The following is an 11725-nucleotide window of genomic DNA, read 5'->3' as shown; positions in this document are numbered from 1 at the left end:
AGTCTGAAGCCATGTTGAAGCGCATGATTGTCATGCTGTGTGTTGTCGGTGCGGTATTCGCCGCGCTTGCCTGGTTCGTCAATTTCCGCGCTGGCATGATCAGGCAGGCGATGGCCTCGCTCGCCGATCCGCCGCAGACGGTGTCGACGACCGCCGCGGTGCTCAGCGACTGGCAGTCGGGATTGACCGCCATCGGCACGTTTCGCGCGGTGAACGGCGCCGATCTCTCGCTCCAGCAATCCGGTATCGTAGACAGCATCCATTTCGAATCGGGCAAGGATGTCGCCGCCGGTGACGTGCTGGTCGATCTGCGCAAGGAGGACGATGTCGCCAAGCTGCAGTCTTTGCAGGCCACCGCCGACGGCTTTGCCATCACGTTGCGGCGCGATCAGGGCCAGCTGAAGATCAATGCGGTCAGCCAGGCGACGGTCGACAATGACGTCGTGAATCAGCGCAACGCGCTTGCGCTGGTCGCCCAACAGCAGGCGCTGGTAGATCAGAAGACGCTGAAGGCACCGTTTGCCGGGCGTCTCGGTGTGCGTCAGGTCGATGTCGGCCAGTATCTGACCGCAGGCACCACCATCGTCACGCTGCAGGCGCTCGACCGTCTCTATGTCGACTTCACGCTGCCGCAGCGGGCGGTCGATCAGGTCAAGGTCGGGCAGGAGGTCGCTGCCCGGATCGACGCGTTTCCGGGACGTACCTTCAACGGCGTCGTGCAGGCGTTCAATTCCAAGGTCGATCAAACCAGCCGCAACGTCCAGATCCGCGCGATCTTCGACAATACGGATCGCAAGCTCTTGCCCGGTATGTTCGCGCGGATCGACGTCACTATCGGCCATGCCACCAGCTACGTGACGCTGCCGCAGACCGCCATCGTCTACAACACTTATGGAGATTCGGTCTTCCTCGCGGTCAAGAGCGACGCGCCCGGTAAGGAGGGGATGGTGGCCCGCCAGACCTTCATCAAGACCGGCGCTACCCGTGGCGATCAGGTGGCGGTGATCTCGGGTCTCGATCGGGGCGCGACCGTCGTCACCGCCGGCCAGATCAAGCTGCGCAACGGCAGCCTGCTGAAGGTCGACAACTCGATTCCCGTGGCGAACGATCCAAATCCGGTACCGGCCGATCAGTGAGGGAGGCGAACATGTCCTTTACCGATATCTTTATTCGTCGGCCGGTGCTTGCGATTGTCGTCAGCCTGATGATCCTGGTGCTGGGTATCAAGTCGATGGCTTCGCTGCCAATCCTGCAATATCCGCGTACCCAGAACGCGATCGTCACCGTGACGACAACGTATTACGGCGCCGATCTGGCGATCGTCGCCGGCTTCATCACCACGCCGCTGGAAAACGCCATCGCCCAGGCCAATGGCATCGACTACATGACGTCGACCAGTCAATCCGGCACTTCCACCATCACCGTCAACCTGCGGCTGAACTACGATTCCGGCAAGGCGTTGACCGAGATCAATACCAAGGTGAACTCGGTGCTCAACCAGCTGCCGAGCGGCGTGCAGCAGCCGGTGCTTACGGTCAAGGTCGGTCAGACCATCGACGCCATGTATCTCGGCTTCAGCAGCGACGTGCTGGCGCCGAACCAGATCACCGATTATCTGATCCGCGTGGTGCAGCCGAAGCTGCAGGCCGTGTCGGGCGTGCAGACGGCGGAACTGCTCGGCAACAAGACCTTCGCGCTGCGCGCCTGGCTCGATCCGCTCAAGCTCGCGGCGTATGGCCTGACCGCGTCCGATGTGTCGACCGCCCTGTCCGGCAACGACTACATTACCGGGTTAGGCACCACCAAGGGCCAGATGGTGCAGGTCAATCTGACGGCCGCGACCAACCTGAAGTCGCTACAGGAGTTTCGCGACCTTGTCGTCAAGCAGGCGGGTGCGTCCAACGTCAAGCTGTCCGATGTGGCCAACGTCACCCTGGGCTCTGAGGATTATGACTCATCGGTCGGCTTCAACGGTAAGCGCGCGGTCTATATTGGCATCCAGGTGGCGCCGAACGCCAACCTGCTCGACGTCATCAAGGGCATACGCGCGGTCTATCCCGACATCAGGGCGCAGCAGCCGGACGGACTGAATTCCGAGATCATCTATGACTCGACCGAATTCGTAAACAGCTCGATCGACGAGGTGATCCATACCCTGGTCGAAGCTCTTCTCATCGTCACCGTGGTGGTATTCCTGTTCCTTGGCTCGTGGCGTTCGGTGCTGATTCCGGTGATCGCGATACCGCTCTCGCTGGTCGGCACCTTCACCCTGCTGCTGGCGCTCGGCTTCTCGATCAATCTCTTGACGCTGTTGGCGCTGGTGCTCGCGATCGGCCTCGTTGTCGATGACGCCATCATCGTGGTCGAGAACGTCAACCGGCACCTGGCGGAGGGCGCAAAGCCGTTGCAGGCCGCGATCGCCGCCGCGCGCGAGCTTGCAGGTCCTATCGTCGCCATGACCGTCGTGCTGATCGCGGTCTACGTGCCGATCGGCTTCCAGGGCGGCTTGACCGGAGCGCTGTTCACCGAATTCGCTTTTACCCTCGCCGGCGCCGTCGCTGTGTCGGCCGTCGTCGCGTTGACGCTGACGCCGATGTGCTGCGCCTTCATCCTCAAGCCGCCGAACACCGGCAACCCAACACTCGACGATCGCATCGTTGCGTTCATCGATACGCGGATGGAGGCGTTGCAACATCAATATCGACGCTTGCTCGCCAGCAGCCTGAAAACGATTCCGGTCACAGTCGTGTTTGCGGCTTTGATCTTGAGCAGCATCTACTGGCTCTATACGAACTCCAAGAACGAGCTGGCACCGCAGGAGGATCAGGGTGCGATCCTGATGCAATCGACCGTCGCGCCGAACGCGACGCTGCAGCAGAAGCTGCTGTACTCGGCTGAGGTGTACCGGCGCATCTCCGCGCATCCTGAAACCGCGGGCGTATTCCAGCTCGATCTCATCGGCAGCTCGATCGCGGGCTGGGTGCTCAAGCCCTGGGACAAGCGCGACAAGACCGCGGCGGAGCTGCAGCCTGCCCTTCAGCAGGAGATGGCCGGCGTTGCCGGCGCCAAGATCGTGGCTTTCCAGTTGCCGCCGCTGCCTGGGGCGAGCGGTCTTCCGATCCAGTTTGTGATCCAGACCACGGATCCGTTCGACCGGCTCGATGGCATCGCGAAGGCGTTCACTGCGGAGGCGGCGAAGAGCGGCAAGTTCATCTTCCTCGACAACGACCTGAAGGTCGACCAGCCGCAAACTTCGGTCATCATCGATCGCGAAAAGACCGCGCAGCTCGGGCTGAAGCTCAGCGATGTCGGCGGTTCACTCGGCAGCATGCTGGGCGGCGGCTACGTCAATTACTTCGGCCTAGACGGCCGTTCCTACAAGGTCATTCCTCAGGTCGAGCAGCGCCAGCGGCTCAACGCCGATCAGGTGTTGAACTACTACATCAAGACCTCGGACGGTACGGCTGTTCCGCTGTCGACGGTGGCGTCGCTGAAAACAACCACGGTTCCGGAATCGTTGAACCATTTCCAGCAGGTCAATGCCGCCACGATTTCCGGGGTAGCTATGCCCGGCGTGATCACCGGCGAAGCGCTCGCGACGCTGAAGGAGATCGCGGACCGGACCCTGCCCAAGGGTTACACCATCGACTATGGCGGACAGTCGCGGCAGTTCATCCAGGAGTCATCCGGTTTCGCCGCCACTTTCGGCTTCGCATTGATCATCATCTTCCTGGCGTTGTCGGCGCAGTTCGAAAGTTTCCGCGATCCCCTGATCATCCTGGTCTCGGTGCCGATGTCGATCGCAGGCGCACTGATTTTCATCATGTTGGGCATCAAGGGCGCGAGTCTGAATATCTACACCGAGGTCGGCCTCGTGACGCTGATGGGGCTGATCAGCAAGCACGGCATTCTCATCGTCGAGTTCGCCAACGAGCTGCAGCATGCCGGCCGTTCCAGGCGCGATGCGGTGATCGAAGCCACCGCGATCCGGCTGCGCCCGATCTTGATGACGACGGCGGCCATGGTGATCGGCGTGGTGCCGCTGATCACCGCGTCCGGCGCCGGCGCCGCCTCGCGGTTCAACATGGGGCTGGTGATCGCTTCGGGACTTTCGATTGGCACGCTGTTCACACTCTTCGTGGTGCCGGCGTTCTACATTCTGTTGGCGGCCGATCATTCCAGGGCTGCTACAGGCGATGACACGATCGAACTCGAGGCGGCCGGACTAGGGGCAACCGCTCAGCCGCGCGCCGCCGAATGAGAGATGCGCGGTGTTTCATGCGTCTTGTCGAGACACTAGTGAACCGCGTCCTGTGATGTGGACGTTGGCGCCGGCTTGGTCGCGTCCTTGGTTAATTCCTTGGGGTCATCGCCGCGTTCGGCCGCGGGTATCAGGCGCTTGCGCTCCCGCTCCTTCATGAACGCGTCGTATTCAGGTGTCCCCTGGCGCGGTGGAACGTCCCGGGGCAGCCCACCGGCCCAGACTGGCAGGATATCGCCGGCACCGTTCGCCAACTTCTCGTTGATCGTTCCGCATCCGCTGAGCGCGGAAGCCGCAAGCACGAGGGCGGTCAAGGCGAGGATGTGGCGGATGCGGTTCGGCATATGCTGAGGATACAACCCTTGTCCTTAAGGATGATGGATTTGAGGCGCGACGCTTCCTCCGCAATTGTGCTGCTTTGTTGACAGCGTCATTCCATTTGTACAATCGTACAAATAAAGTGGGTCGGCTTCGACAGGCGACCTGCGCTGCGTGGTGCGCAGTAGCGGTTGATTTTGATACGAAGATTGTGGTATTTTAATACCATTAGTCGCCAGGTGGGTTAGCTGCGTTGGGACGTAACACTCGCCCATCGTCCGATTGACAACGGGGCGGCCGAAGACGCCTTGTCGCGTTGCGGCTTGGCCGCAAAGCAAGTGGGTTAACGTGAGGCAGAGCCGGGGGACTCGGTTCGAAAAGATTGCAAGGGGGAGAGGACGTCCATGTTCAATCGTCGCGAGATGTTGCTTTGGGCTGCCACGACGGCTGCCATGTCGGCGCTGTGCACCGCCGCGCCCGCGCGCGCGGAAGATTCTGTGAAGATCGGCCTGATCCTGCCGATGACTGGCGGCCAGGCATCGACCGGCAAGCAGATCGACAATGCCATCAAGCTTTACATGCAGCAGAAGGGCGACACCGTCGCCGGCAAGAAAATCGAAATCATCCTGAAGGATGACGCCGCGATCCCCGACAACACCAAGCGCCTCGCGCAGGAGTTGATCGTCAACGACAAGGTCAATTTCATCGCCGGTTTCGGCGTGACGCCGGCGGCACTGGCCGCGGCGCCGCTGGCAACGCAGGCCAAGATCCCGGAAATCGTAATGGCGGCCGGCACCTCCATCATCACCGAGCGTTCGCCCTATATCGTGCGCACCAGCTTCACGCTGGCGCAGTCGTCCACCATCATCGGCGATTGGGCGGTCAAGAACGGTATCAAGAAGGTGGCGACGCTGACCTCGGACTACGCGCCGGGCAACGACGCGCTGGCGTCTTTCAAGCAGCACTTTACCGCCGGCGGTGGCGAGATCGTCGAAGAGGTCAAGGTGCCTCTGGCCAATCCGGATTTCGCGCCGTTCCTGCAGCGGATGAAGGACGCCAAGCCCGATGCGATGTTCGTGTTCGTGCCGGCGGGGCAGGGCGGCAATTTCATGAAGCAGTATGCCGAGCGCGGCCTCGACAAGAGCGGCATCAGGGTGATCGGGCCGGGCGACGTCATGGACGACGATCTGCTCAACAACATGGGCGATGCCGCGCTCGGCGCAGTGACGGCACATCTCTATTCGGCGGCGCACCCCTCGCAGATGAACAAGGATTTCGTCGCCGCCTACAAGAAGGCATTCGGCACCCGTCCGGGCTTCATGGCGGTGAGCGGCTATGACGGCATCCATTTGATCTACGAGGCGCTGAAGAAGACCAATGGTGACACCGACGGCGACAAGCTGATCGAGGCGATGAAGGGCATGAAATGGGAAAGCCCGCGCGGCCCGATCTCGATCGATCCGGAAACCCGCGACATCGTGCAGAACATCTACATCCGCAAGGTCGAGAAGGTCGACGGCGAGCTCTACAATGTCGAGTTCGAGACGTTCGAGGCGGTGAAGGATTCCGGCAAGACGAAGAAATAGCATCGTCAGCGGCGTGGGCTCCGCTCTCACCACGTCATGCCCGGCCTTGTGCCGGGCATCCACGTCTTTCTTCCCGGCGAGCAAGGAAGACGTGGATGGCCGGGACAAGCCCGGCCATGACGGTGTATTTGACATTCGTGACGTAGTCACTCGTACTTGCCCCCGGTTAAGTTGATCCATGGCTTCTGTCCTCACCAACCTGTTCGACGGTGTCGCTTACGGCATGCTGCTGTTCGTGCTCGCCTGCGGGCTTGCGGTGACGCTCGGGCTGATGAACTTCGTCAATCTCGCGCACGGCGCCTTCGCGATGGCCGGCGGCTATGTCTGCGCCGTGCTGGTGAACAATTCCGGGTGGCCGTTCTTTGCGGCGCTGCCGCTCGCCTTCGTGGCCAGCGCCGCGATCGGCATATTGCTTGAGCGTTTGCTGTACCGCCATCTCTACGCCGGCAGCCATCTCGACCAGGTGCTGTTCTCGATCGGCCTTGTCTTCATGTCGGTGGCGGGGGTCGACTTCATCATGGGATCGTCACGGGTCTTCATGAAGCTGCCGGCGGCGCTGGAAGGGCAGATCGATCTGTTCGGCGTCGGCATCGGGCGGTACCGGCTGATGATCGTGGTGATCTGCGGCCTGTTGACCGTGGCGCTGCAGCTCATCCTGGCCAAGACGCGGTTCGGCAGCCGCTTGCGGGCCGCGGTCGACGATCCGCGTGCCGCGATCGGCCTCGGCATCAACGTGCCGCAGGTGTTCGCCTTCACTTTTGCTTTTGGTTGCGGCCTTGCCGGCCTCGGCGGCGCGCTGAGTGCCGAGATCCTCGGGCTCGATCCGTATTTCCCGCTGAAATTCATGATCTACTTCCTGATCGTCGTGACGGTCGGCGGCTCCTCCAGCATCACCGGGCCGTTCCTGGCCTCGCTGCTGCTTGGCATCGCCGATGTTGCCGGGAAGTACTACTTCCCGAAGGTGGGTCCGTTCGTGATCTACACCGTGATGATCGTGATCCTGATCTGGCGCCCGAACGGCCTGTTCGGCCGCACCGCTGCGCGTTGAGCCCGCCATGACCGCGCTCTCTGACGTCTCCTCTCACGCAATGGCCAGCGCGCGCTGGCGGATCAGCGAGGCCGTGTTCTGGGTGATGGCGCTGGCCTGCGCCTTCCTGTTCCCGTCGCGCTATCTGATCATGACCGATATCGTGCGGCTCGCTTTGTTCGCGCTGTCGCTGGACCTGATCCTCGGCTATGCCGGCATCGTCTCGCTCGGCCATGCGGCCTTCTTCGGCGTCGGCGCCTATTCGGCCGGATTGCTGGCGCTGCATGGCATCATCAATGAGCCCGTCGTCGCGCTCGTCGCCGCCGGTCTCGTTGCGGCGGTGGTTGGTTTCCTGACCAGCTTCCTGGTGATCCGCGGCGTCGATCTGACACGGTTGATGGTGACGCTCGGCATCGCGTTGCTGCTGGAAGCGCTCGCCGAACGCTTCTCCGCCATCACCGGCGGCACCGACGGCCTGCAGGGTATCGAGATGCAGCCGATCCTCGGGCTGTTTGCCTTCGACATGTTTGGCAAGACCGGCTTCTTCTATTCGCTGATCGTGCTGTTCGTCCTGTTCCTGCTGGCGCGGCGCATCGTGCATTCGCCGTTCGGCTTGTCGCTGCGCGCGATCAGGAACAATCCGCTGCGGGCAGCGGCGATCGGTATGCCGGTCAATCGCCGTCTGATCGCGGTCTATACGCTCGCCGCCTTCTATGCCGGCATTGCGGGTGCGCTGTTCACCCAGACCACCGCGCTGGCCTCGCTCGACGTCTTCGCCTTCGAGCGCTCGGCTGACCTGATGCTGGTGCTTGTGATCGGTGGCACCGGTTATCTCTACGGCGGCCTGATCGGCGCGGTCGTGTTCAAGATGCTGCAGGAACTGTTTCAGAACCTCACCCCACAATACTGGCTGTTCTGGATCGGCCTTGTACTGGTCGTGATCGTGCTGGTCGGTCGCGCGCGCCTCCATCGTTGGGTGCTGTTCGTGCCGAATTTGATCATCCGCCAGTTCGCCGGACGCAAGGCGGTCGTCGCCGTTCCCGAGAGTGACGCGTCATGACGATCGCGCTCGAAACTCAAGGGCTGGAAAAGGCGTTCGGTGGCCTCCGCGTCACCCGCGATCTCTCGCTGAAGGTGGCGCAGGGCGCCCGCCACGCGCTGATCGGACCGAACGGCGCCGGCAAGACCACCGTCATCAATCAGCTCACCGGCGTGCTGAAGCCGAACAGCGGACGCATCCTGCTCGAAGGCAATGACATCACTGATCTGCCCGTGCACAAGCGGGTGCTTCGCGGACTGTCACGCACCTTCCAGATCAACCAGCTCTATGCCGAGCTGACCCCGCTCGAAACCATCGGACTTGCGGTGTCCGAGCGGATGGGGCGCGGCGGCGACTGGTGGCGGCGGATGGGAACTCGCGACGACGTCAACACCGAGATCACCGAGATTCTGTCGCGCTTCCATCTGCTCGATGTGATGACCGAGCTCACCTCGACGCTGCCCTATGGCAAGCAGCGCCTGCTCGAGATCGCGGTCGCGATCGCTGCCAAGCCGCGCGTGTTGTTGCTCGACGAGCCGGCCGCCGGCGTGCCCGAAAGCGAGCGCCACGACATCCTGGCCGCAGTTGCGGCGCTGCCGCGCGACGTCACCGTGCTGCTGATCGAGCACGACATGGATCTGGTGTTCTCTTTTGCCGACCGCATCTCGGTGCTGGTCAATGGCGGGCTACTCACGGAAGGCGCGCCCGACGAGGTCGCGCGTGATCCGCAGGTCAAGGCGGTCTATCTCGGCGAGGCGTCCGATGCCTGATCTCTTGTCCATCCAGGGCCTGCGTGCCGGATATGGCGAAGCGGTGGTGCTGCCTGGCATGTCGTTGGTGCTCGCCGAGGGGCAGGTGCTGGCGCTGCTCGGCCGCAACGGCACCGGCAAGACCACGCTGATCAATTCGATCGTCGGCATCACCCGCCGCTTCGGCGGCAGCGTCGCGCTCGCAGGCCTCGACATCACCGCGATGCGGCCGGACCAGCGCGCCCGCGCCGGGATCGGCTGGGTGCCGCAGGAACGCAACATCTTCCGTTCGCTGACCGTCGAGGAGAATATGACCGCGGTGGCCCAGCCCGGGCCGTGGACGGTCGAGCGGGTGTACGAGATGTTTCCGCGGCTGAGGGAACGACGCAGCAATTTCGGCAACCAGCTCTCCGGCGGCGAGCAGCAGATGCTGGCGATCGGCCGCGCGCTGACGCTGAACCCGAAGGTGCTGTTGCTGGACGAGCCGACCGAGGGACTCGCGCCGATCATCGTTGAGGAATTGTTAAAGGCGATCGGAACCATCACGCGCTCCGGCGGCATCTGTTCGATCATCGTCGAGCAGAATGCGCAAAAGATTCTGGGGCTCGCCGACCGCGTTGTGATATTGGAGCGCGGCACGATCGTGCATGACGCCGCGAGCAGCGCGCTGAAGGCCGATCCCTCCGTCCTCGATCGCCACCTCGGCGTGTCCGGGGCCAAAGCACATTAGAAGCACATTGACGACTTCAGGGAGTTGACCATGCAGCGAACCAAGCCTCCATTCCGCGCCGACGAGGTCGGCAGCCTGTTGCGGCCGCCGAAGATCAAGGAGGCCCGTGCCAGGCTCGAGAAGGGCGAGATTTCGGCCGACGATCTGCGCAAGGTCGAGGACATGGAAATCGAGAAGGTCGTGCACAAGCAGGCCTCGATCGGCCTGAAGCTCGCGACCGATGGCGAGTTTCGCCGCTCCTGGTGGCACTTCGATTTCCTCAGCCATCTGACGGGCTGCGAGCTGTTCCACCCCGACATGGGCATCCAGTTCGCGGGCGTGCAGACCCGCCATGATGCGATCAGGGTGACCGGCAAGCTCGATTTCTCCGATCATCACCCGATGCTGGATCACTTCAGGTTCCTGAAGAAATACGCCGATCAGGCACATGTCACGCCGAAGATGACGATCCCGTCGCCGGCGGTGCTGCACTTCCGCGGCGGCCGCAAGCTGATCTCGAAGGAGGTTTATCCTGACCTCGAGGAGTTCTTCCAGGATCTCGGCAAGACCTACCGCAAGGCGGTGAAGGCGTTCTACGACGCCGGCTGCCGCTATCTGCAGTTCGACGACACGGTGTGGGCCTATCTCTGCTCGCAGGAGGAACTGCAGAAGGCGCGCGAGCGCGGCGACAATCCCGACGGCCTGCAGGAACTCTATGCCCGCGTCATCAACTACGCGATCGCCGATCGTCCGTCCGATATGGTGATCACCACGCATGTCTGTCGCGGCAATTTCCGCTCGACCTGGATTTCGTCGGGCGGCTACGAGCCGGTGGCCGAGACCATGCTGGCCGGCACCAATTACGACGGCTACTTCCTCGAATATGATTCCGACCGCGCCGGCGGCTTCGAGCCGCTGCGCTTCCTGCCGAAGGGCAACAAGGTCGTGGTGGTCGGCGTCATCACCTCGAAGTTCGGCGAGCTCGAGAACAAGGACGACGTCAAGCGTCGGCTGGACGAGGCGGCGAAGTTCGCCCCGATCGAGCAGCTCGCCGTGTCGCCGCAATGCGGCTTCGCCTCGACCGAGGAGGGCAACGTCCTTTCCGAGGAGGAGCAGTGGGCCAAGCTTCGCCTTGCTGTCGAGGTCGCCAACGAGGTGTGGGGGAAATAAGCCCCGCTGCTTCAACTCGTCATTGCGAGCGAAGCGAAGCAATCCATTCCTCAGCTTGTGGTGCGATGGATTGCTTCGCTGCGCTCGCAATGACGTGGAAAGAGTATGCTTCACTTCTCCGCCAGATAGACCTCGCCGAGCAGCGAGGAGTTCGACCACGGCACCTGCTTGCCCTTGGTCGCCGCTACGACCTCGGCGCGGACCCGTGTCAGCATCTGCTGCACCTCAAGGCCGGGGGTGCCGAGGTGGCGCGACAGTGCCGCGGAGAACGGGCTGTTGGCGCCTTCGCCGTCGAGCGCGACCTGGCCCGGTGCGGTTGCAAACGCGATCAGCGTGCCGGCACCGAGTGTCGAGCCCGACCCAAGCGAAGCCGGTGCAGCAAGGCCCGATCCGCCCTCGATGCCGCGGCTGGCACCGGTGGACGCCACCTGCGGCGCCATCGGATTGTTGCGGCAGGCATCGAGGATCAGGATGTTGGTGCGGATCTGGTCGTCGAGCCCAGCCATGATGGTGTCCATGTCGACCATCGCATCGGTCATGCGGCTGCCGGCCTGGAACTGGATGTCGACCGGCACGAGATAGTTGCGGCCATCGACCTGCACGCCATGGCCGGCATAGTAGACCACCGCGATCTGCGACCGCGCCGCCTCGCGCAGGAAGTCGTGGATCGTTGTCTGCATCGCGTCGCGACCGAGATCGAGGCCCTCGGACACGGTGAAGCCGATGTCGCGCAGGCTTTTTGCGATCGCGCGCGCGTCGTTGGGCGGATTGGGCAGCGCCCGCACATGGGCGTAGGCGCCGTTGCCGATCACCAGCGCAACACGCCGGCCGGTCGCCGCGGCCTGCGCACGGGCTGCGGGCGGGGC

Annotated in this window: 10 protein-coding genes; 8 read left to right on the top strand and 2 right to left on the bottom strand. The window is 62.9% G+C overall.

Translation table 11 applies throughout. The annotated features are described in order from the left end of the window. Positions 1-11 precede the first annotated feature (11 nt). Together UP09_RS28485 and UP09_RS28480 are read left to right on the top strand one after the other, a co-directional pair. A complete protein-coding gene (locus UP09_RS28485) occupies positions 12-1136 on the top strand; it encodes an efflux RND transporter periplasmic adaptor subunit (protein ID WP_044541689.1) in 1125 nt (374 codons plus the stop codon). Between the two features lie 11 nt (positions 1137-1147). Next, positions 1148-4261 (top strand): efflux RND transporter permease subunit, encoded by a 3114-nt coding sequence (locus UP09_RS28480; protein WP_044541687.1) that lies wholly within the window; start codon positions 1148-1150, stop codon positions 4259-4261. Between the two features lie 35 nt (positions 4262-4296). Here UP09_RS28480 and UP09_RS28475 read toward each other — a convergent pair whose 3' ends face one another. Next, positions 4297-4605, bottom strand: coding sequence for a hypothetical protein (locus UP09_RS28475; protein ID WP_044541686.1), 309 nt, complete (start codon positions 4603-4605; stop codon positions 4297-4299). Positions 4606-5001: 396 nt separating this feature from the next. Between UP09_RS28475 and UP09_RS28470 the strand changes: the two genes are divergently transcribed. From UP09_RS28470 to UP09_RS28445, 6 genes are all read left to right on the top strand, one after another. After that, positions 5002-6165 carry an ABC transporter substrate-binding protein gene (locus UP09_RS28470; protein ID WP_502689095.1) on the top strand — a complete coding sequence of 388 codons (1164 nt, stop codon included), beginning with the start codon at positions 5002-5004 and terminating at the stop codon, positions 6163-6165. Between the two features lie 178 nt (positions 6166-6343). Continuing rightward, positions 6344-7213: a branched-chain amino acid ABC transporter permease gene (locus UP09_RS28465; RefSeq protein WP_044541684.1), complete on the top strand. Its 870-nt coding sequence runs from the start codon at positions 6344-6346 to the stop codon at positions 7211-7213. Between the two features lie 7 nt (positions 7214-7220). Further along, the gene (locus tag UP09_RS28460; RefSeq protein ID WP_044541683.1) at positions 7221-8252 is read left to right on the top strand and encodes a branched-chain amino acid ABC transporter permease; all 1032 of its coding nucleotides are present in this window, start codon (positions 7221-7223) and stop codon (positions 8250-8252) included. Then, positions 8249-9001, top strand: coding sequence for an ABC transporter ATP-binding protein (locus UP09_RS28455; RefSeq protein WP_044541682.1), 753 nt, complete (start codon positions 8249-8251; stop codon positions 8999-9001). The genes UP09_RS28460 and UP09_RS28455 overlap by 4 nt, the downstream gene beginning before the upstream one ends. Continuing rightward, complete coding sequence (locus UP09_RS28450) at positions 8994-9710, top strand: ABC transporter ATP-binding protein (protein ID WP_044541681.1); 717 nt, start codon at positions 8994-8996, stop codon at positions 9708-9710. The genes UP09_RS28455 and UP09_RS28450 overlap by 8 nt, the downstream gene beginning before the upstream one ends. Before the next feature lie 30 nt (positions 9711-9740). Next, positions 9741-10859, top strand: a complete 1119-nt coding sequence (locus UP09_RS28445) for a cobalamin-independent methionine synthase II family protein (protein ID WP_044541680.1) — start codon at positions 9741-9743, stop codon at positions 10857-10859. A gap of 110 nt (positions 10860-10969) precedes the next feature. On the opposite strand, the gene UP09_RS28440 is transcribed toward UP09_RS28445, so the two are convergent. Further along, positions 10970-11725: caspase family protein (locus UP09_RS28440; protein WP_044541679.1), on the bottom strand; the 756-nt coding region annotated here is incomplete at its 5' end.

This window comes from Bradyrhizobium sp. LTSP885 (genome assembly GCF_000938305.1).
GTDB lineage: Bacteria > Pseudomonadota > Alphaproteobacteria > Rhizobiales > Xanthobacteraceae > Bradyrhizobium.
The sequence above is the reverse complement of the archived record's forward strand: the minus strand, read 5'-3'. Positions and strand labels throughout refer to the sequence as shown.